This window comes from Enterobacter asburiae (assembly GCF_008080435.1).
Taxonomy (GTDB): Bacteria; Pseudomonadota; Gammaproteobacteria; order Enterobacterales; family Enterobacteriaceae; genus Enterobacter; species Enterobacter asburiae_C.
Map to the genome: position 1 here is coordinate 70,923 of NZ_VRKN01000009.1, position 19,181 is coordinate 90,103.

The window sequence follows — 19,181 nt, forward strand, 5'->3', positions numbered from 1 at the left end:
GTATGTCACAGAACTGGATGAGACATTTCGAGCTGCAGCTCGTGGACGAGAACGGGCAGGGTATCGAGCTCAGCGATTTTAAAGTGACCTTTACGATCGACTGGTTCAACATCAGCAGCGCGTCCCGGGTGGGAACGTTCAAAATCTACAACCTCTCGGCAGATACGGTGAACCGCATCACCGGGCAGGAGTTTTCTAAGGTGCGGCTAATTGCAGGTTACGACGGTATCGCGCCGGAGGTATCGGCAAGCGACGTCGGGACCGTACGTGAAGTCGACGCGGCGGCCGTGGGCCAGAGTGATGGCCGGAACTACGGTCTGATTTTTAGCGGCGAAATTCGCTACTCGGTCACAGGAAAAGACAGCCCCATTGATTCCTACGTCCTGATTCAGGCAGCCGATACGGATCTGGCGTTTGCCACCAGCATTACCTCGCAGACGCTGGCGGCCGGTTACACGGTCGCAGATGTGAACCGCGCGCTGATGAGAGACTTCGAGGCCAAAGGCGCGACCGAAGGCCTGACGCCTGAAATGCCTGCTACCGTATTCCCCCGGGGCCGGGTGCTGTTCGGCATGACACGGCATCTTATGGATAACGTGGCCGGGCAATGTGGCGCAACATGGCAGTTCGTGGACGGTCAGCGTCAGATGGTGGCGAATAACGAGTATGTTCACGACGCGATTGTGCTCAACAGCGCCACCGGGCTTATCGGTATGCCGCAGCAGACCATCGGCAACGGCGTAAACGTCCGCGCGCTGATTAATCCGAACATCCGGGTTAACGGGCTTATTCAGCTGGATCAGGCTTCTGTGTATCGCACCGCGCTGTCGAACAACGATATCGCTATGGCTGGTGGGCAGATCACCGACCAGAACACGGACGGAAATATCACGCTAAGCGGCACCACGGCGCAACCTGCCAGCATTGCAACGGATGGCGTTTATATTGTGCGCGGGATTATGTACACTGGCGACACAAGGGGCCAGGCGTGGTACATGGATATGATGTGCGAAGCGCGTGGCGCGGCGGATTTACTCTCGTCCTCAGCGCAGCAAAGGATATATTCATGAAGCGTATGAAGTTATTTCTGACAATTTCGTTACTGTTTTCCTGCTCTGCGGCTTTCGCTGATTTACAATGCGGCGGATACCGACTTCATGCAGCTGATAACGGCTGGACGAAAATCAACGGCGAGCAAGTTACATCTCAAAAAATCAAGTTTCTCGGTAAGAAGGACGATTGGAATAACGTTAAAACGGATATGGGGCTGATGCCTGCGCGTGACGGTAATAATTACGGTTTCGAATTTGTGAAGCGTGGAGGGAAATCGTTCCTCAATGTCCAATTGCTTCAAAATAGCATGAATGCTCCCAAGCTAATTGGTTCCTACCCATGTTCACAAATTAAGGGTGAGTGACCAATGATGAAAAAGGTTATTGCTGCTCTATTTTTATGCTCTGTTCCTTTTGCTGCTATTTCAGCTGTTAAAAACATAACGTTTAGTGATAGCGAAAAAGTCATGCTTAAGCATCTTTTTAAATATGACCTTCAACAATTCATCCATTCTGACGCCCATATGTTTTCTTATGAAACGGTGATTGTTTCCGCTGAAAAAATTGCAGAGGATTATGATGCAAATGAAGCGAGGGGCGACAGAGACTATAAGGGTAAACCCATTATCGTTTCTGGAACTGTCGAAAAAATTAGATCCACCATGGGCGATGTTCCAGCAGTAGAGCTAAAAACTAATGTGGGGATTAAGGGGGTTTCTTTATATTTCACTAAAGAAAACGAGAAGCTTGCGATTGATTTGAATAAGGGCGATAAAGTCAGTTACGCCTGTATAGGTGATGGCTCAGTATTAGGTGACCCTGTTCTTCGCGGGTGTCTGCCAACAGATGAATATGTAAATACAGCATCTGACGTTATGTATAAAGATTCAATGGCGATGCTGAAGGATATTAAAGACCCTAAATCAGACGCTAACACTTTTATTTTATTTACTAAAATGATTACAAGATTAACTGATGATTATAAATTGTGCGCAGCCACTGATGCGAAATGTATCGTTAATATAATTGATACAACACCTATGGAAAAACGAAAGGCTATGGCTAGGGAAATGTCCAAAGAACTTGGTGTCAATGTCAGCGTAAAATAGCTGTCATACCTTCGACCTCATAACCCGCCACCCGGCGGGTTTTTTGCTTTCTGGAGCCTACGAAATGGCAGTATCTGACCAGACCCGAAGCGGCGACCTTGCCGAAACATTCGAATCTGAGCGGGAAACCACAAAAAACCAGATCCGCGTCGCTTTGCCTGGCATCGTCCAGTCATTCGATCCTGACGCGGTGACGGCGGTTGTGCAGCCTGCTATCCGTTCGGTTGAAACTGATAACGACGGGAACCGCATTACCAAAAATTACCCGCTGCTGGTGGATGTGCCAGTGGTATTTCCGCGTGGCGGGGGATGCACGCTAACGTTCCCGGTGAAAGCCGGTGATGAATGCCTGGTGATTTTTGCCGATCGGTGCATCGATTTTTGGTGGCAGAACGGCGGGGTGCAGGAGCCTGTCGACGACCGGGTGCATGATTTATCGGATGCGTTCTGCATCGTCGGGCCGCAGTCACAGGCGCAGAAAATAAGCGGAATCAGCACCAGTGGCGCGCAGTTGCGCACTGATGATGGCGCTGCGTTTGTGGAAGTGGCCGCAGGTCATAGCATCACGGTTAAAACCCCCGGCGCGCTGACGGCGACAGCAGAAGGAGGAACCACGATCACATCACCCACTATCACGCTTAACGGGAACGTGACAATAAACGGGAATCTCTCTCAGGGTATGGGCGCAAGTGGCGGTACCGCGACGATGCTCGGCCCTGTCACGGTGACTAACGATGTAAAAGCCGGTGGTAAGAGTCTGATGACGCATACGCACGGCGGAGTACAGACCGGCGGCGGTAATACAGGAGCGCCAAACTGATGCGATACAGACGTGAAGACGCCGACGGTGATTACACCTTTGGCAGCGGCGATGATACCTGGCTGATTAACTCACCCGAGGCCGTGGCGCAGGCGGTAAAAACGCGATTCGAATTGTGGTATGGGCAGTGGTTTCTCGACACCACAGAGGGGACACCGTGGATTCAGTCCGTACTCGGTAAGCAGAAGCCGGAAACCTACAACCTGGCGATCCGTAAACGCATTCTCGAAACGCGGGGTGTTAAATCCATCCTCTCTTTCAATACGACAGTGAACACTACGACGCGCCGCGTCCAGTTCTTCGCTGAAATTGACACTATCTACGGAACAACGACAGTAACCAGCGAGGCATAAATGGCCCTCAATTTGGACACACTCGGCTTATCGGCAACGGTAACCGCTGAGGGGATCAGTGCGCCTGATTACCAGACGATACTCGATACCCTGACGAGCTATTTCCAGCAGATTTATGGCAGTGACGCTTATCTGGAGCCGGACAGCAAAGACGGCCAGATGGTGGCACTGGTGGCGCTGGCTATCCACGATGCCAACAATACGGCCATCTCCGTTTATAACTGCTTCTCACCTGCTACAGGTTACGGCGCAGCGCTGACCAGTAACGTAAAAATTAACGGTATCGCGCGCCGGGGGGCGACAAACTCCACCGTGGATCTCGTTCTGATCGGTACTGCCGGGACAACCATCACAAACGGTACCGTGAAAGACACGAATAACGTGATCTGGCGGCTTCCTTCCTCGGTGACGATCGGTGTCGGCGGTACCGTGACGGTAACTGCAACCTGTTCAAACAGCGGAGCGGTTGCGGCGCTGGCCGGGACGATTACCACTATCAACACACCGACCCGTGGCTGGGCATCGGTAACCAATCCGGCGGCGGCCACCGTAGGCGAACCGGCTGAAACCGACGCAGAACTGCGTATCAGGCAGGGACAAAGCGTCGCTCTGCCGTCACTCACACCGTTTGAAGGTGTCGACGGTGCGATCGCCAACGTTGCAGGCGTGACACGTCACAAGCTCTACGAGAATGATACTGGAGCTACCGACAGCAACGGGCTGCCGCCACACTCTATCTCGGCCATCGTGGACGGCGGGGACGTGACCGACATTGCCCAGACTATCCGGGGTAATAAAGGGCAGGGAACGGCGACCTACGGGACGACAGCTGTCACGGTACCGGACACCTACGGCAACCCACACGTGATCCGCTTTTCGCGATCTACTGATGTGCCAATTTTTGGACATATCACCCTGAAGGCATTCACCGGCTACACGTCGCAAATTGGCGTACAGATTCAGCAGGCCGTCGCGGATTACATCAACGGGCTGACGATCGGCGACGATGTGCTGCTGAGCAGGATTTATTCTCCGGCGAACCTCGGTGTAGTGAGCGGTGGCAACGCGCGCTACTACGACATACAGGAGCTGCTGATTGGCAAATCAGCCGGTAGCGTGGCGGCGGCAAACATCATCATCGCCTACAACGAATCTGCATCGTGTAAGCCTGAAAACATTGTTCTAACGGTGACGTCATGAGCAAGTACACAGACTTAATCACCAACTATCACGCCACGAAGCCGAAATTTTTTGATCACGTCGACCTGAGCACGCGGCCACTGATTGATATCACTACCGCCACCCGGGGGCTGGTGAGCGCTTTCGACATCGATACCGCTGTCGGCGTCCAGCTCGATACGCTCGGCCTCTGGATTGGCCGCAGTCGCATAGTCAGCCAGCCGATAAGCGGCGTTTATTTCAGTTGGGACACTGACGGGCTTGGTTATGACCAGGGCGTATGGCAGGGGCCATTTGACCCTGACGCAGGCTACACGACGCTTAGCGATGAAACCTACCGCATCGTTCTGAAGGCGAAAATCGCCATCAACAACTGGGACGGACGCAATGATTCGCTGCCACCCATCCTTGACGCTGCGACTGCCGGTTCTGGCCTGAAGATGCAGATCGTGGATAACCAGGACATGACCGTTTCTGTGTGGGTGTTTCCTGAAACCGATATTTCGGATGTTTCTCTGGAACTGATTGCCGCAATAAAGCAGGGATATCTGACGGTAAAAGCGGCCGGTGTGTGGGCTGGGGATATTCAAACACCCTCTGTGGAAACCCCCTCAGTGGGAAATCGTTTTTTTGGCTTCGACTTAGACAATGAATATATCGCCGGATTTGATGACGGCGCATGGGAGATGAAACTCTAATGGCTACTAATGAATTTAAACCGTTTGCCACCGGATCTGGCGCTAATGTTACCCCACAGAATGAGTGGGAGACACTTCCTGCGTTACTGACAGGATTTAGCAGCGGAAAGGCGAGCAGTGCTGAGGTAAATAAAGCAATCCGTCAGGCATCATTCATCGCATCGGCTCTTGCTCAGTTTGTAAGTGATAACGCCAACCTTAATGTTCTCGATGATGGCGATATTGCCGGGTTTACCAGTAAGCTGAAAAGCGCGTTTGCAAAGCAGTATTTATCACGAAACAACCCATTCGGTGATATCAAGGCTGATGGGGCAGTCAATGCTGCGAAAATTAATCTGGGTTTGCAGGCGTTTAATATTTCCAGCACCATTACGACCGTTTCAGCGCCTACATCCGGTGTGTTTTTGTACGTCGAAAATAATGGAAACTGGGGTGTACAGGACTCGGCAGGCAATCCACTTCCGTTGCCTGTTGCCGGAGGTGGTACGGGTGCCAATACGCTTTTGGGAGCACGGGTAAACCTCGGAGTTTCAGCATTCGGTTCCGATAGCACCCGCTCGACAGCATCTTCACCAAACGCAGCCGCCTATACCTTCATCACAAACTCAGGGGACTGGGGGGCGAGCAACAACAGTGGTCAGATAATACCTCTTGCTGTTTCTCGCGGGGGCACCGGAGCGACAGATTCAACCACAGCAAGAACAAATCTGGGGCTTAAAACGGCAGCTACTCGTGATGTGGGGGTGGGGAGCGGTCAAATTCCTGATATGGGTTCATTCCAGTTTTCAGCAGTAGCAAAAGGGTATGAAAAGCTGCCATCGGGTCAAATTCGCCAATGGGGAACGATTAGCATCCCAGCCGCAAATGCGAGCACAGATTTCGCTTTCGATACTTTCGCTATCCCATTCCCTAACGGCGTTCTTAATTGTCGAGCAAATGGCACGGCAACAACAACTAACACACCTTGCTTTGCAACTGCGGAAGCTATCTCAACGACACAAATCAGGCTTAAGGCAATTGCAATTGATTTGTCCAATAAAACTATTACGCAGGGAATGGCTGTTACTGTTGCCTGGGAAGCCATCGGAGCATAGAAATGTCAGAATATATCTACAGTGCAAAAAACAATGCATTTTATCCAGTCGATATGAAAGAGGATTATGTAGAAGCTGGCTCCTGGCCAGATGATGGGAAGGAAGTGACTGAAGAATGCTTCCTTGAATTTACGTCAGTTTCCCATTCCGATAAATACCGTGTTGCTGGAAAGGATGGACTTCCTGCATGGGAGGCAGTGCCAGACCCAACAAAGGAGCAGCTCATCGCTATTGCCGACGGTGAAAAAATGCGGCTTATCGGGCAGGCAAACGCCAGTATTAATATAAAACAATGGCCGGGGAAGGCGGCTATAGGGCGGCTCAAAGGCGATGAACTGGCGCAATACAATTTGTGGCTGGATTATCTTGATGCTTTGGATGCGATCGATACCTCGAAAGCACCGGATATCAGCTGGCCGATACCACCGGCAGGCTAAGCATAAATAAAAAGGCTGTCGGGAATATTCCGGCAGCCTTATTCACATCACAAACCAACCTGGCGGACAGTCGGGAACTCAGACACAAGCCACATATCGGCCTTTTCAAATATCGCTATTTTCCTGCCTCGTTGCACGAATTTTTTCAGCTATCCATTCTTCCACTTCCGTTGATACCCATCTTACTGACCTACCTATCTTAATGGGTTTTGGGAATTTGCCCGCGTTCATCCAACTGTAAATGGATCCCTTTTTGAACCCAACAGCTTTACAAACTTCTTTCAGATCCATCAAATATATGTTCAAGTTATGCTCTCCTCAGTGAATGATAAATGGACGTCTTCTTGGAAAAGCTAACATTGACACGAAAGGAAGCTGCCGAGCTCCTAGGTATCTCAAGGGGTACTGTAACGCGATGGGTTTTGGAAGGAAGGCTAAAGGCTTACCGTATAAGTGATAGTCCCAAGTCCCCACTTCTGTTTACACGCGAGGATTGTATGGCCGCATTGCAGGCTGTACCGGTTGAACCTGTGCGGCTGAGAGAAAGAGAAGTGAAGCGCGAAAAAGAAGAGTATTTCTCTCTGCGTCAGAAGGACGCGAGTAAGGAGCTGGATGCTCTGCTGAAAATTAGGACAGGTAAGGACAGGAAAGCTGAGTGAAAACCCGGCGCGGTGGCCGGGTTGGTTCTATTTCACTAATCTTAAGCCAGTTTTTTTGTTAATAGGATAAAGTTGTTCTATTTCATCATAATGTATTGAGAATACTTGCGACAATTCGCTTTCGTCATAATCAAGCTCTTGTTTGACGTGTTCAAATATCTCTTTTAACAATGTTGGCTTTTCATTATCAGGAGATAATTGTACTGGTTCATTGAGTCTATATCCGCGTGCAGACATCTGACGCCAGATATATTCATTTTGTCCCTGATTTAAATATCCTAAAGTTTTGGCTCTGAAAATTACGGAGGCCATTGAGGTTCTCCAGTAAGGCTTCAAGGTTGCAGCTTTTTCAATGCTCATATCACGAAGATAGGGAGATATGTCACGTTCAGGCATTAAAAATTCTGCTGCGAAAGCATCAGCTTCGCTCTCCATGTTTGGATTGGGCGATTTATGCATGACTAAATGGCCAAGCTCGTGCGCTAGTGTAAAACGATATCTGTCAAGTGGCTGATTTCTGTTGATGAAAATAATCGGTGGTAATCCTGGAAGGTTGTAGCTAACCCCAGATAAGCCAGTGTCATCCATGTCACACTCGATTATTAAGCATCCAGCTCTTTCAAGAACCTCGATCAAGTTTTTCACCGGACCTGCGGGCATATACCAACTTTTTCGCGTATTTCTTGCAATTTCAGTCGCATCACCGTTGTAGTCGTCAGGATCATATGAAGGTAATTCAAACTCTGGTTCAAAATCAACGAACTGAAGAAGTTTTCTAATGTGAGCTATTCGTACATTAATCTCTGCTATGAGGCGATCTAAAACCTTTATACCAACAGATGCTTTTTTTCTATACATTGGAGCCGCGCTGATTGGCCCACCGTATAAGCGTTCTGACATCGTAAAAAAACTTAGTGGGCATGATAATGCCTCAGAAAGTTTCTGAGCTTGTTCTGGTGTTACAGCTTTAAGTCCCTGTTCTATCTTCGAAAGGGTTCCTTGGGACATTCCCACTTTTTCTGATAAAACTTTTTGGCTGATTCCAAGCATTCTGCGGCGAAGCTCGATCATCTCATTTCTAATCAAAGAGAGAGATTCAGGAATTTGTGCCATCTTTGTTTACCACGTTTTCTTTTGCATGTTTGCGAGGTTTGATAACTTTTTTCGCGACAGTTTTAGCTGTCTCGGTTGTGCTTGGTTCAAATGTATGAGGAATTTCAGCAACATTATCGCCTTCAATATCTATTGCCCAAGCGACAAATTTGTCTTTTCTTTGAACAATTGCAATTTTGTCAATGTTGATCCCATCATCGTCTAAAACATACAGCAACTCTAAGCGAACTTCTCCGCCAAACATATCAATCTCTGGGTCATGATATTTCATAGCTGATTGAGTCTGAAGGTTGGAGGAAAGGAAGTTGGAGTCTGCCTTTTTAAACTTAATGAAGAATCTGTCATTAACTGCAAACCCTTGATTATAAGGTATTTTTGCAAACCTAATGCCTTTGTGTTCACCTGTTGAAAGTTCTTTTATCATCTCGAAAAAATAATCATTCCATACGAGATTTGCACGGACGCGCTTGTGCTGCATGCGAGGTGCTATTGGACCCGTAACCCAAGAGTTCCATGCAGCATGTACAGCTTTTCGCAACAGAGGGAAATAGGGTTCAAGTTCCAGCAACGCTTCTTCTTTAGAGATAAGGGACATAACTCGCACTCTGTTATTGATGATAATGATAAGAGTACCATCAACAACAAAAATGACAACAAAATATTCCTAAAAATATTCCTTAGCCGTTAACATATTGAATTCAAATGTTGTTTAACCAATGTTCCGACTCTTCAAACATCTCCTCCAGCATGCGGTTAAGCTTTTCCCGATCGCTTTTACTGGCATTGCTATTCAAGCCGTTCGCCTGCATCGGTTTCACCCTCACTTCGGCATCAGGGAAAATCTGGTGCACCCGCTTCGTCAGCTCGGCCAGAATGATATCTCTGGCCCCTTCTAGTCCTTCAACATTTCGCTTGTCATAAACCAGTTCAACGAACATAAAAGCCTCCGGAAAACCACTGTGGTTGTATACAGTATTTTTACTGTAAAAATAAACAGTGTCAAGGCGAGCGCAGCGCGAGGAATGGAAGTGTTTTTGTTACCCTTAGTTACAAATAGAAAAACCCCAGACTGCAAAATCTGGGGTTCTTTTAAAGTGCACGTGCATTTCACGTGCATATTTTTGTCTTTTCTCGGTCTGCGCACTGTCTGGTCAATGTCCGTAAGTGGCTGTTTTTATTGCCGCTGTCCGGTTGCAGTCCTATCAAAAGTGGTGGAGCTGGCGGGAGTTGAACCCGCGTCCGAAATTTCTACATCCTCGGTACTACATGCTTAGTTTGTCTTTACATTCGCACGCCAGCTGCGGACAGACACGCCACTAACGAACTAGCCTGATTAGTTTTAACGCTTCAACCCCAGGCAGGGCTTCCACGCGATCTCTTTTGGGTTTGACCTCTCTTTGATCCCCGTCTTAAGAGCGGAAGCTAGGGAGAGAGGGCTCTTAGCAGGTTATTAAGCTGCTAAAGCGTAGTTTTCGTCGTTTGCGACTATTTTTTTGCGGCTTTTTACGAGGCAAACCGCCCCTCGGCATGCACCTTGGGTTTCGCAAATCCCGTCGAATCCAGAATCAGCCCCAATAGTGTTGAACTGAGTATACCAGATTTCACTTCCTGGATACCAGCCCGGAACGCTAACTTATTGAATAGTACAATAAGTGTGCAGAATCAACGTCCTGCGTTTTTCATGATGCGCGCTTTGTCGAGCTGCCATTCGCGCTCTTTCAGGTCAGTACGTTTGTCGTGCTGTTTTTTGCCTTTTGCGACGCCGATTTTCACTTTGCACCAGGCATTTTTCCAGTACATAGAGAGTGCAACCACGGTGAAGCCTTCACGGTTGATACGGCCGTAAAGGGACTCAAGCTCACGCTTGTTCAGCAGTAGCTTGCGGGTGCGCGTTGGGTCACAGACGTAGTGCGAAGAAGCGACGGTCAGCGGCGTAAAGTTCGCGCCGAACAGGAAGGCTTCGCCATCTTTCAGGATCACGTAGCTATCGCCAATGTTGGCTTTCCCGGCGCGCAGCGATTTTACTTCCCAGCCCTGCAATGCAAGGCCAGCTTCGAATTCTTCTTCAATGAAATACTCGTGGCGAGCACGCTTGTTGAGCGCAATGGTCGCCGAGCCTGGTTTATGTGCTTTTTTCTTCGTCATAAGTGTCGTAAAGCCGTCGGTAATCTGATTTCAAAAAGTCACCTCATTGCGTCCTGTGAGGTCTAACGCGCTATCTTAGCACGAGATGAGGCTTAGCGTTTTTTTAACAGGTGATAAATGTTATTATTTGTCCGTTGTGTGACCATGGGAAATGCTATGCCTCAGATTAGCCGTACTGCGCTTGTGCCTTACAGCGCGGAACAAATGTATCAGTTAGTGAACGATGTTCAGTCTTATCCAGAATTTATTCCGGGGTGCACCGGGAGCCGCGTTCTGGAGTCCGGCCCGACGCAGATGACTGCTGCGGTGGATGTCTCCAAAGCGGGGATCAGCAAGACGTTCACCACCCGCAATACGCTGACCAGCAATCAGAGTATTTTGATGCATCTGGTGGATGGTCCGTTTAAAACCCTGATGGGGGGCTGGAAGTTTACGCCGCTGAGCGCAGACGCCTGTCGCATCGAGTTTCAGCTGGACTTTGAATTTACCAATAAGCTGATAGAGCTGGCGTTTGGTCGCATCTTTAAAGAACTGGCTTCGAATATGGTTCAGGCGTTCACCACCCGCGCCAAAGAGGTTTACAGTGTCGCATAAGATTGCTGTTGAAGTGGTGTACGCGCTGCTGGAGAAGCAGTATCTGCAGCGCGTAACGCTGGAAGAGGGGGCAACCGTTGAGGCGGCTATCCGTGCTTCCGGCATCCTTGAGCTTCGCAGCGATATCGACCTGGCGAAGAATAAGGTCGGGATTTATAGCCGTCCGGTGAAGCTGGGTGATGTGTTGAAAGAAGGCGACCGGGTGGAGATTTATCGTCCGCTGATTGCCGACCCGAAAGAGCTGCGTCGCCAGCGTGCGGAGAAATCTGGTAAGTAGCGGTTTCTTTCCCCGGTGGCGCTGCGCTTACCGGGGTTACGATTCTGCGCAAGAGTTCAGACACAAAAAAGGTGCTCAATGAGCACCTTTTTGCATTTCTGACTTCTGATTATTTGGTCAGGGCAGGTTTGTTGTCGATGTTGGTCAACACACCGGCGCTGCTGAAGGTCAGCGTCAGGGTCTGCTGGGTCGCATCTTCGTGGCCCGGCTTCTGACGGAATACATAGAACCAGGTGTTAGTGCCGAACGGATCGGACATCATCGGGGTTCCCAGTGTATAAGCGACCTGCTGTTGTGTCATCCCCACACGGATTTTGGACACATCGTTAGGGGTAAGGTAGTTCCCCTGGTTGATGTCAGGACGGTAAACCACTTTCTCCAGAGTGGAACAGCCTGCGGTCAACATCAGAAGAACCGCTGCGGCAGCGGTCAGCATTTTACAACGCATAGTGATTTGATTCCTTTTCGGGCCCGAGCAGAACGCGGCTCATATGTAATATGCCGATGATAATAGACCTTGCCCCACTTTGAAACCGGTCTGGCGGCGTTTTTGTTGTTCTGTATGACCCTGAGATCCCGAAAAAGTTTATGCCGCCAGCAGTTCTTTCGCGTTCGCGAGCGTATTACGGGTGACTTCGCTGCCACCGAGGAGGCGTGCCAGCTCCTGCAGACGCGCACGTTTATCCAGCGGCTTCATATGCGTTTCGGTCATTTCGCCGTCGGTTTCTTTGCTGACAATAAAGTGATGATGACCACAGCCCGCGACCTGCGGCAGGTGGGTGACACACATCACCTGCGTTGATTCGCCTAGCTGGCGCAGCAGTTTACCCACCACCGCTGCTGTTGGGCCGCTGATGCCGACATCCACTTCATCGAAAATCAGCGCCGGGGTTTCCATTTTACGCGCGGTAATCACCTGAATCGCCAGCGCAATACGCGACAGTTCACCGCCGGAGGCCACTTTGGAGATAGCCTGCAGCGGCTGCCCCGGGTTAGTGGTGACGCGGAATTCGATGCGATCCGCGCCTTCCGCCGTCAGGTGGTTTTCTTCAAAGCGAACATCAATAGTGAAGACGCCGTGCGGCATCGCTAGCGTGTGCATGCTGTTGGTGATGTGCTGGCTTAGCTCCTGGGCGTAATGCTGACGGATTTCATGCAGCTTTTGTGCTGTCGCCAGCGCCTGCTCATGGTGCAGGTTCACCGCCAGAGAGAGGGTTTCCTGCGAGTCAGCCTGATCGTCAAGCTGCTGCTGTTCTTCCAGCAGAGACTGATAGTAGTCCGGCAGCTCTTCCGGCGTGACGTGGTGTTTGCGCGCCAGTGAAATCTGACGGGAAATGCGCTGCTCCAGCTCAAACAGACGGTTCGGATCGAGATCCAGACGTTCACAGTAGTGGCGCAGTTCGTCACCGGCTTCGGAAATCTGAATCGCCGCTTCTTCCAGCATATCCAGGACGCCAGAAAGCTTGCTGTCCATGCCGACCAGTTCGGTAATCAACTGGCGGACGTTATACAGCTGGCTCTGCAGGTTCACGTCTTCGCCATCCGCCAGCAGGTTGAGTGCATTCTGGCTGGTTGAGAGCAGGTGGCCGCTGTTCGCCAGACGTTTGTACTCTTCGTCGATTTGCTCAAACTCACCCAGCTGCGGGTTGAATTCGTTCAACTCTTTAAGCTGGTACGCCAGCAGCTCCGCACGTGCGGCGCGCTCCTGGCTTTGCTGCTGGTGCTGGGCAAGTTCACGGCAGCTCTGATGCCACTGGCGATAGTGCTCTGCCATAAGCTGAGTAAGCGCGTACTCACCCGCATAGCCATCAAGCAGCGCTTTCTGCTGTTCTGGTTTAACGAGTTGCTGATGCGCATGCTGACCGTGGATCTGGATAAGCAGCTGGCCGAGTTCGCGAAGCTGGGAAAGTGGAACCGCCGTGCCGTTGATAAAGCCTCGGGAACGACCGTCGCTGCTGATCACGCGGCGAAGTAAACACTCACGTCCATCTTCAAGCTGGTTCTGCTCCAGCCAGCGCTGGGCGGCAGGGGTGTCTTTCAGGGAGAAACGGGCGCATAGGTCAGCGCGGTTAGCGCCCATGCGCACCATATCGCCCTCTGCGCGGCCGCCAAGGCACAAGCCGAGGGCATCAATGGCAATGGATTTACCTGCACCGGTTTCCCCGGTGATCGCCGTCATGCCGCTGTGGAAATCGATCTCAAGCTCACGAACAATGGCAAAGTTGCTGATGGTCAGTTGTGCCAGCATAATTGTTTTCCTGTATGAAAAACCATAACTGTGTTTTCATACAGTATAAACTGGTTTTATATACAGTAAAGTGCTGGATGCAAAATCAGAACAATTTTTTTGACCAGCCAAGCTTCGAGCTTAATGTATTGAAATAGCTGTAATCTTTCGGATGAATCAGATTCAGGTGGTAATCACACCGACGAATGAGGACATCTTCACCCTCCTGGATCGGCAGCGCGATCTGGCTGTCGCAGCTGATCTCCAGGTCGTTACGGCGGTGCGAGAAGCGCAGACGTATCGTGCTGTCGCCGTTGATAACCAGCGGGCGGGCGGAGAGCGTGTGCGGGAACATCGGCACCAGGGTAATGGCATCCAGCGAGGGCGTCAGGATCGGGCCGCCGGCCGAAAGCGAGTAGGCGGTTGAGCCGGTCGGGGTGGAGATAATCAGCCCGTCAGAACGCTGGGAGAAGGCAAAGATTTCGTCGATATAGACTTCGAACTCGATCATGTGCGCCACTTTACCGGGGTGAAGAACCACCTCGTTAATCGCGGTGCTGATGCGCTTCTGGCAGTCCTGCTGGCATACCTGCGCTTCCAGTAAAAAGCGTTTTTCGCTGATATAGTGGCCTTCCAGCACGTCGGCCAGCTGTTGTTGCGCATTGTCCGGGTCGAGATCGGTTAAAAAGCCGAGATTGCCACGGTTGATGCCGATGACCTTAATGTCATAACGCGCCAGCGTGCGGGCCGCGCCGAGCATGTTGCCGTCGCCGCCCACCACCACGGCGAGATCGGCCTGTTGGCCAATTTCCGCCAGCGTGCCGGTTTTGACGCTCTTGAGCTGCAGCTCCTGGGCAATCTGCTGCTCGACCATCACTTCATAGCCTTTGCTACACAACCAGCGATACAACATTTCATGTGTCGTTAGTGCGGTAGGGTGACGCGGATGCCCGACGATCCCAATACACCTGAAATGATTATTCATTTTCTGGAGGTCCTTGTGCCTGATGAATGATGACAATCTGTCTTGTTCCCTTGAATCCCGGAAACTGATCCCCATAATAAGCGAAGTTAGCGAGATGAATGCAGAAAAACGCGGAGAAATTCATGAGTAGTAAAGAACAGAAAACGCCTGAGGGGCAAGCCCCTGAAGAAATTATCACGGAACAGCACGATGAAGTTGAGGCTGTAGAGCCAGACGCATCTGCTGAGCAGGTGGACCCGCGCGATGAAAAAATTGCGAATCTGGAAGCTCAACTGGTAGAAGCACAGAATCGCGAACGCGACGGTGTTCTGCGCATCAAGGCGGAAATGGAAAACCTGCGTCGCCGTACCGAGCAGGACGTTGAGAAGGCGCATAAATTTGCGCTGGAGAAATTCGTCAACGAACTGCTGCCGGTCATCGACAGCCTCGATCGCGCGCTGGAAGTGGCTGACAAAGCGAATCCAGACAACGCGGCGATGATTGAAGGTATCGAACTGACGCTGAAATCCATGCTCGACGTGGTGCGTAAGTTTGGCGTGGAAGTGATTGCCGATACCGACGTTCCGCTGGATCCAAACGTTCATCAGGCGATTGCCATGGTGGAGTCAGAAGAGGTGGAAGCCGGTAAAGTGCTGGGCGTGATGCAGAAAGGTTACACCCTGAACGGCCGTACCATTCGCGCAGCGATGGTGACCGTGGCGAAAGCGTAATTTGCCATTTGTAGTACCGGGTGGCGGCGTTCGCCTCACCCGGTCTACAGCCTTACTCAGCGATACTCTCGCGCAGCGGTTTCACGGGCAGGACTTTAACCTGCTTAATCATATTGTCCTGCACGTCCAGGATATCAATATCGTACTGCTCAATGCGCACCCGCGTGCCTGCCGCCGGGATCTCTTCCAGCGCTTCCAGAATCATCCCGTTAATAGTACGAGCCTCATCTTCCGGCAAATGCCAGTTAAATGCTTTGTTGAGTTCGCGAATGTTCGCGCTACCGTCAATCAGCACCGAACCGTCGTTTTGCGGGGTAACCTCTTCCGCGAGGGAAGGTGACATTGAGGTGGTAAAGTCCCCGACAATCTCTTCCAGAATATCTTCGACGGTCACCAGCCCCTGAATATCGCCGTACTCATTGACCACCAGGCCGACTTTCTTCTTGTTGCGCTGGAATTTCACCAGTTGCGTGCTGAGCGGGGTTCCTTCCGGCACGTAGTAAATCTCGTCGGCGGCGCGCAGCATCACCTCTTTGGTGAACTCTTTTTTCTCGGTCATCAGACGGTAGGCTTCGCGCACGCGCAGCATGCTGATGGCGTCATCCAGCGAGTCGCGATAGAGCACAATGCGTCCGTGCGGGGAGTGCGTCAGCTGGCGGACGATGGCTTTCCAGTCGTCATTGATGTCGATACCGACGATTTCGTTACGCGGCACCATGATGTCGTTTACGCTGACCTTTTCCAGATCCAGTACCGATAACAACATGTCCTGATTACGCCGGGATATCTGCGAGCGGGATTCGTGAACGATGGTGCGCAACTCGTCTTTGCTAAGCGCGCTGCTGATGGTGACGTCTGCTTTAATACCGACCATACGCATCAGAATGCGGGTGACCATATTCAACAGCCAGACCAGGGGCATCATCAGGATCAGTAGTGGTGCCAGCAGGAAGCTGCTCGGGTAGGCGACCTTTTCCGGGTACAGCGCAGCGATGGTTTTCGGCAGCACTTCGGCAAACACCAGCACCACGAACGTCAGCACGCCGGTGGCAATCGCCACCCCGGCGTTGCCGTACAGGCGCATCCCGACGATGGTGCCGAGGGCAGAGGCAAGAATGTTGACGAGGTTATTGCCGATGAGCACCAGGCTTATCAGGCGATCCGGCTTGCGGAGCAGTTTTTCAACGCGACGTGCGGCACGGTTACCCTGTTTAGCACGATGCCGTAACCGGTAGCGGTTTAAGGTCATCATGCCGGTTTCCGAGCCGGAGAAATAGGCGGAGATGACCACCATGACGATCAGGATAACGATCAGCGTGGTGGTAGAGATGTGTTCCAGGGGGAACTCCTTTGTTTCTTAGCCAGCAAATTGCTGTATGAAGCGGCTGCCAAAATAGGCAAGGGTGAGAATGCCCGCACCCGCGACGTTGAACCAGACCACGCGACGACCGCGCCAGCCTTCATGATAATGGCCCCATAACAGGACAATATAGACAAACCACGCGATGATGGAGAGCACCGCTTTATCGATATTCTCTACGCTGAACAGGTTCTTCATGTAAAACAGGCCCGTGCAGAGCGTCAGCGTCAGCAGCACCACGCCCACCTGGGTGATGTGGAACATCTTACGCTCAATGACCATCAGCGGCGGCATCTCATGGTTAAACGCCAGCTTTTTGTTTTTCAGCTGGTAGTCAATCCAGGCGAGTTGCATGGCGTAAAGCGCGGCGATGATCAGCGTCGCGTAGGCAAAGAGCGACAGGCCGATATGCACCAGCATCCCCGGGGTAGCCTCCAGATGCGTAATGAATTCATTAGGCATAAAGGTGGCGAGAGCCAGATTGATCAGCGCGAAGGTATAGACAATCGGCAGCAGCAGCCAGCCGCGATTTTTAGACGCGACAATGGTCATTACCGTACAGATCATCAGGCTGACCAGCGAGCCGACGTTGAGGACGCTCAGGTTTTGCACGCTGCCGTCGCCGGGAATGATGCGTGATTCCAGCGCAAACGCGTGGCTAATCAGTGCGATCACCGCGGAAAGAATAGCCATGCGCCGCCAGCCGCTGTTTTTTTGCAGCAGTCCGGGAACGATCAGCGCGAGGCTGACAGAGTAGGCAACAAGGGCGATCAGTGCGAAAACAGGCATATAGGCATCGACAGTTGTCTTAATAAGAAAGAGAAGCAGTATAACGTTACGTGACGCCTGCTCCAACCGTTGCATAACAACAAAGGCGCCTTCATGTTATACTCCGGCAAAATTCTGTGTATGTGTCGCCCATGGCGGCCCAACGTTTCTACTCAGGCGAGAGACAATGTTTGATAATTTAACCGATCGTTTGTCGCGCACGCTGCGCAACATCAGCGGCCGCGGACGCCTTACTGAAGAGAACATCAAGGAAACGCTGCGCGAAGTGCGCATGGCTCTGCTGGAAGCAGACGTCGCGTTGCCGGTTGTTCGTGATTTTATCAACCGCGTAAAAGAGAAGGCGGTTGGTCATGAAGTTAACAAGAGCCTGACCCCGGGTCAGGAGTTCGTCAAAATCGTTCGTAATGAACTGGTTTCGGCGATGGGCGAAGAGAACCAGGTGCTTAACCTGGCGGCTCAGCCGCCGGCCGTGGTGCTGATGGCGGGCCTGCAGGGTGCGGGTAAAACGACCAGCGTCGGTAAGCTGGGTAAATTCCTGCGTGAAAAGCACAAGAAGAAAGTGCTGGTGGTCTCTGCGGACGTCTATCGCCCGGCGGCGATCAAACAGCTGGAAACCCTGGCGGAGCAGGTCGGCGTGGATTTCTTCCCGTCCGACGTGGCGCAGAAGCCTGTCGACATCGTTAACGCGGCGCTGAAAGAGGCGAAGCTGAAATTCTACGACGTGCTGCTGGTGGATACCGCCGGTCGTCTGCACGTTGACGAAGCGATGATGGACGAGATCAAACAGGTGCATGCCTCTATCAACCCGGTAGAGACCCTGTTCGTTGTCGACGCCATGACCGGTCAGGATGCGGCGAATACCGCGAAAGCGTTTAACGAAGCGCTGCCGTTAACCGGCGTGGTGCTGACCAAAGTGGACGGTGATGCCCGCGGCGGTGCGGCGCTCTCCATTCGTCACATCACCGGTAAGCCGATTAAATTCCTCGGCGTGGGCGAGAAAACTGAAGCGCTGGAGCCGTTCCACCCGGACCGTATTGCCTCCCGTATCCTCGGCATGGGCGACGTGCTGTCGCTGATCGAAGATATCGAGAGCAAGGTTGACCGCGCGCAGGCCGAGAAGCTGGCCAGCAAGCTGAAAAAAGGTGACGGTTTCGATCTCACCGACTTCCTTGAGCAGCTGCGTCAGATGAAAAACATGGGCGGCATGGCTAGCCTGATGGGCAAACTGCCGGGCATGGGCCAGATCCCTGACAACGTGAAAGCGCAGATGGATGACAAGGTGCTGGTGCGAATGGAGGCGATCATCAACTCGATGACCCTCAAAGAACGCGCTAACCCGGACATCATCAAAGGTTCCCGTAAACGCCGTATCGCAGCCGGTTGCGGCATGCAGGTGCAGGACGTTAACCGCCTTCTGAAACAGTTCGACGACATGCAGCGCATGATGAAGAAAATGAAGAAAGGCGGCATGGCGAAGATGATGCGCGGCATGAAAGGGATGATGCCCCCAGGATTCCCTGGCAGATAAATCGTGTTTAATGCTCAGTATCAAGATGCTGATTGCATTTTCCCCAGAAATC

24 protein-coding genes and 1 other RNA gene are annotated in these 19,181 nt (G+C 51.6%); 14 read left to right on the forward strand and 11 right to left on the reverse strand.

The features are described from left to right. Nucleotides 1-2 precede the first annotated feature (2 nt). The 9 genes from FU672_RS17130 to FU672_RS17170 all read left to right on the forward strand — a co-directional run bounded on the left by FU672_RS17130 (nt 3) and on the right by FU672_RS17170 (nt 6,742). Entirely contained in the window at nt 3-1,070 is a 1,068-nt protein-coding gene (locus tag FU672_RS17130) for a hypothetical protein (protein WP_148244153.1), read from the forward strand. Then, complete coding sequence (locus FU672_RS17135; RefSeq protein WP_063927897.1) at nt 1,067-1,417, forward strand: STY1065/STY2022 family phage-derived protein; 351 nt, start codon at nt 1,067-1,069, stop codon at nt 1,415-1,417. Before FU672_RS17130 ends, FU672_RS17135 begins: the two co-directional genes overlap by 4 nt. 3 nt (nt 1,418-1,420) lie before the next feature. Next, entirely contained in the window at nt 1,421-2,161 is a 741-nt protein-coding gene (locus tag FU672_RS17140; protein WP_063931071.1) for an OB-fold protein, read from the forward strand. 64 nt (nt 2,162-2,225) lie between these two features. Next, a complete protein-coding gene (locus FU672_RS17145; RefSeq protein ID WP_148244154.1) occupies nt 2,226-2,981 on the forward strand; it encodes a Gp138 family membrane-puncturing spike protein in 756 nt (251 codons plus the stop codon). Then, nucleotides 2,981-3,334, forward strand: a complete 354-nt coding sequence (locus FU672_RS17150; RefSeq protein ID WP_023325694.1) for a contractile injection system sheath initiator — start codon at nt 2,981-2,983, stop codon at nt 3,332-3,334. The genes FU672_RS17145 and FU672_RS17150 overlap by 1 nt, the downstream gene beginning before the upstream one ends. Continuing rightward, entirely contained in the window at nt 3,335-4,534 is a 1,200-nt protein-coding gene (locus FU672_RS17155; RefSeq protein ID WP_148244155.1) for a baseplate J/gp47 family protein, read from the forward strand. Beyond that, nucleotides 4,531-5,211, forward strand: a complete 681-nt coding sequence (locus tag FU672_RS17160; RefSeq protein WP_148244156.1) for a baseplate wedge 1 family protein — start codon at nt 4,531-4,533, stop codon at nt 5,209-5,211. Before FU672_RS17155 ends, FU672_RS17160 begins: the two co-directional genes overlap by 4 nt. Next, nucleotides 5,211-6,305 carry a gp53-like domain-containing protein gene (locus FU672_RS25400; protein ID WP_187360822.1) on the forward strand — a complete coding sequence of 365 codons (1,095 nt, stop codon included), beginning with the start codon at nt 5,211-5,213 and terminating at the stop codon, nt 6,303-6,305. The genes FU672_RS17160 and FU672_RS25400 overlap by 1 nt, the downstream gene beginning before the upstream one ends. A 2-nt stretch (nt 6,306-6,307) precedes the next feature. Further along, complete coding sequence (locus FU672_RS17170; RefSeq protein ID WP_148244157.1) at nt 6,308-6,742, forward strand: tail fiber assembly protein; 435 nt, start codon at nt 6,308-6,310, stop codon at nt 6,740-6,742. 105 nt (nt 6,743-6,847) lie between these two features. Here the strand turns inward: FU672_RS17170 and FU672_RS17175 are convergent, their stop codons facing one another. Continuing rightward, the gene (locus tag FU672_RS17175) at nt 6,848-7,033 is read right to left on the reverse strand and encodes a helix-turn-helix transcriptional regulator (RefSeq protein WP_072170923.1); all 186 of its coding nucleotides are present in this window, start codon (nt 7,031-7,033) and stop codon (nt 6,848-6,850) included. Between the two features lie 41 nt (nt 7,034-7,074). Between FU672_RS17175 and FU672_RS25575 the strand changes: the two genes are divergently transcribed. After that, a complete protein-coding gene (locus FU672_RS25575; RefSeq protein ID WP_148244158.1) occupies nt 7,075-7,401 on the forward strand; it encodes a helix-turn-helix domain-containing protein in 327 nt (108 codons plus the stop codon). Between the two features lie 27 nt (nt 7,402-7,428). On the opposite strand, the gene FU672_RS17185 is transcribed toward FU672_RS25575, so the two are convergent. From FU672_RS17185 to smpB, 5 genes are all read right to left on the reverse strand, one after another. Next, nucleotides 7,429-8,514: a helix-turn-helix domain-containing protein gene (locus FU672_RS17185; RefSeq protein WP_148244159.1), complete on the reverse strand. Its 1,086-nt coding sequence runs from the start codon at nt 8,512-8,514 to the stop codon at nt 7,429-7,431. Continuing rightward, the gene (locus FU672_RS17190) at nt 8,498-9,109 is read right to left on the reverse strand and encodes a hypothetical protein (RefSeq protein WP_016240199.1); all 612 of its coding nucleotides are present in this window, start codon (nt 9,107-9,109) and stop codon (nt 8,498-8,500) included. Before FU672_RS17190 ends, FU672_RS17185 begins: the two co-directional genes overlap by 17 nt. A gap of 103 nt (nt 9,110-9,212) precedes the next feature. After that, nucleotides 9,213-9,452, reverse strand: a complete 240-nt coding sequence (locus tag FU672_RS17195; protein WP_148244160.1) for a DinI family protein — start codon at nt 9,450-9,452, stop codon at nt 9,213-9,215. 271 nt (nt 9,453-9,723) lie between these two features. Then, nucleotides 9,724-10,087, reverse strand: a transfer-messenger RNA (tmRNA) gene (gene ssrA / locus FU672_RS17200). Between the two features lie 89 nt (nt 10,088-10,176). After that, entirely contained in the window at nt 10,177-10,659 is a 483-nt protein-coding gene (gene smpB, locus FU672_RS17210) for an SsrA-binding protein SmpB (RefSeq protein WP_063956759.1), read from the reverse strand. Nucleotides 10,660-10,815: 156 nt separating this feature from the next. Between smpB and FU672_RS17215 the strand changes: the two genes are divergently transcribed. Together FU672_RS17215 and FU672_RS17220 are read left to right on the forward strand one after the other, a co-directional pair. After that, nucleotides 10,816-11,253, forward strand: a complete 438-nt coding sequence (locus FU672_RS17215; RefSeq protein ID WP_024908332.1) for a type II toxin-antitoxin system RatA family toxin — start codon at nt 10,816-10,818, stop codon at nt 11,251-11,253. Continuing rightward, nucleotides 11,243-11,530 (forward strand): RnfH family protein, encoded by a 288-nt coding sequence (locus tag FU672_RS17220; protein WP_148244161.1) that lies wholly within the window; start codon nt 11,243-11,245, stop codon nt 11,528-11,530. Before FU672_RS17215 ends, FU672_RS17220 begins: the two co-directional genes overlap by 11 nt. A gap of 109 nt (nt 11,531-11,639) precedes the next feature. On the opposite strand, the gene bamE is transcribed toward FU672_RS17220, so the two are convergent. The 3 genes from bamE to nadK all read right to left on the reverse strand — a co-directional run bounded on the left by bamE (nt 11,640) and on the right by nadK (nt 14,742). After that, on the reverse strand, nt 11,640-11,978 hold the full coding sequence (gene bamE / locus FU672_RS17225) for an outer membrane protein assembly factor BamE (protein WP_023308883.1): 339 nt from the start codon (nt 11,976-11,978) through the stop codon (nt 11,640-11,642). 138 nt (nt 11,979-12,116) lie between these two features. Continuing rightward, complete coding sequence (gene recN / locus FU672_RS17235) at nt 12,117-13,778, reverse strand: DNA repair protein RecN (RefSeq protein WP_148244163.1); 1,662 nt, start codon at nt 13,776-13,778, stop codon at nt 12,117-12,119. An 85-nt stretch (nt 13,779-13,863) separates the two neighbouring features. After that, nucleotides 13,864-14,742 carry an NAD(+) kinase gene (nadK, locus tag FU672_RS17240; protein WP_008502500.1) on the reverse strand — a complete coding sequence of 293 codons (879 nt, stop codon included), beginning with the start codon at nt 14,740-14,742 and terminating at the stop codon, nt 13,864-13,866. Nucleotides 14,743-14,864: 122 nt separating this feature from the next. Here nadK and grpE point away from each other — a divergent pair, with 122 nt between their 5' ends. After that, nucleotides 14,865-15,452 (forward strand): nucleotide exchange factor GrpE, encoded by a 588-nt coding sequence (gene grpE / locus FU672_RS17245; protein ID WP_148244164.1) that lies wholly within the window; start codon nt 14,865-14,867, stop codon nt 15,450-15,452. 52 nt (nt 15,453-15,504) lie between these two features. On the opposite strand, the gene FU672_RS17250 is transcribed toward grpE, so the two are convergent. Further along, complete coding sequence (locus FU672_RS17250; protein ID WP_148244165.1) at nt 15,505-16,791, reverse strand: HlyC/CorC family transporter; 1,287 nt, start codon at nt 16,789-16,791, stop codon at nt 15,505-15,507. Nucleotides 16,792-16,809: 18 nt separating this feature from the next. Then, entirely contained in the window at nt 16,810-17,601 is a 792-nt protein-coding gene (locus FU672_RS17255; protein WP_014884879.1) for a cytochrome C assembly family protein, read from the reverse strand. A 166-nt stretch (nt 17,602-17,767) separates the two neighbouring features. Here FU672_RS17255 and ffh point away from each other — a divergent pair, with 166 nt between their 5' ends. Further along, a complete protein-coding gene (gene ffh, locus FU672_RS17260; protein WP_014884878.1) occupies nt 17,768-19,129 on the forward strand; it encodes a signal recognition particle protein in 1,362 nt (453 codons plus the stop codon). Nucleotides 19,130-19,181 lie beyond the last annotated feature (52 nt).

Bases quoted from the DNA above. Each gene is read 5' to 3' on its own strand.
- bamE (WP_023308883.1), bottom strand. From the start codon at position 11,978: ATGCGTTGTAAAATGCTGACCGCTGCCGCAGCGGTTCTTCTGATGTTG.
- FU672_RS17135 (WP_063927897.1), top strand. From the start codon at position 1,067: ATGAAGCGTATGAAGTTATTTCTGACAATTTCGTTACTGTTTTCCTGC.
- ffh (WP_014884878.1), top strand. From the start codon at position 17,768: ATGTTTGATAATTTAACCGATCGTTTGTCGCGCACGCTGCGCAACATC.
- FU672_RS17195 (WP_148244160.1), bottom strand. From the start codon at position 9,452: ATGTTCGTTGAACTGGTTTATGACAAGCGAAATGTTGAAGGACTAGAA.
- smpB (WP_063956759.1), bottom strand. From the start codon at position 10,659: ATGACGAAGAAAAAAGCACATAAACCAGGCTCGGCGACCATTGCGCTC.
- FU672_RS17215 (WP_024908332.1), top strand. From the start codon at position 10,816: ATGCCTCAGATTAGCCGTACTGCGCTTGTGCCTTACAGCGCGGAACAA.
- FU672_RS17170 (WP_148244157.1), top strand. From the start codon at position 6,308: ATGTCAGAATATATCTACAGTGCAAAAAACAATGCATTTTATCCAGTC.
- FU672_RS17255 (WP_014884879.1), bottom strand. From the start codon at position 17,601: ATGCCTGTTTTCGCACTGATCGCCCTTGTTGCCTACTCTGTCAGCCTC.
- grpE (WP_148244164.1), top strand. From the start codon at position 14,865: ATGAGTAGTAAAGAACAGAAAACGCCTGAGGGGCAAGCCCCTGAAGAA.
- FU672_RS25400 (WP_187360822.1), top strand. From the start codon at position 5,211: ATGGCTACTAATGAATTTAAACCGTTTGCCACCGGATCTGGCGCTAAT.
- nadK (WP_008502500.1), bottom strand. From the start codon at position 14,742: ATGAATAATCATTTCAGGTGTATTGGGATCGTCGGGCATCCGCGTCAC.
- FU672_RS17140 (WP_063931071.1), top strand. From the start codon at position 1,421: ATGATGAAAAAGGTTATTGCTGCTCTATTTTTATGCTCTGTTCCTTTT.
- FU672_RS17160 (WP_148244156.1), top strand. From the start codon at position 4,531: ATGAGCAAGTACACAGACTTAATCACCAACTATCACGCCACGAAGCCG.
- recN (WP_148244163.1), bottom strand. From the start codon at position 13,778: ATGCTGGCACAACTGACCATCAGCAACTTTGCCATTGTTCGTGAGCTT.
- FU672_RS17150 (WP_023325694.1), top strand. From the start codon at position 2,981: ATGCGATACAGACGTGAAGACGCCGACGGTGATTACACCTTTGGCAGC.
- FU672_RS17130 (WP_148244153.1), top strand. From the start codon at position 3: ATGTCACAGAACTGGATGAGACATTTCGAGCTGCAGCTCGTGGACGAG.
- FU672_RS17155 (WP_148244155.1), top strand. From the start codon at position 3,335: ATGGCCCTCAATTTGGACACACTCGGCTTATCGGCAACGGTAACCGCT.
- FU672_RS17175 (WP_072170923.1), bottom strand. From the start codon at position 7,033: ATGGATCTGAAAGAAGTTTGTAAAGCTGTTGGGTTCAAAAAGGGATCC.
- FU672_RS17145 (WP_148244154.1), top strand. From the start codon at position 2,226: ATGGCAGTATCTGACCAGACCCGAAGCGGCGACCTTGCCGAAACATTC.
- FU672_RS17190 (WP_016240199.1), bottom strand. From the start codon at position 9,109: ATGTCCCTTATCTCTAAAGAAGAAGCGTTGCTGGAACTTGAACCCTAT.
- FU672_RS25575 (WP_148244158.1), top strand. From the start codon at position 7,075: ATGGACGTCTTCTTGGAAAAGCTAACATTGACACGAAAGGAAGCTGCC.
- FU672_RS17185 (WP_148244159.1), bottom strand. From the start codon at position 8,514: ATGGCACAAATTCCTGAATCTCTCTCTTTGATTAGAAATGAGATGATC.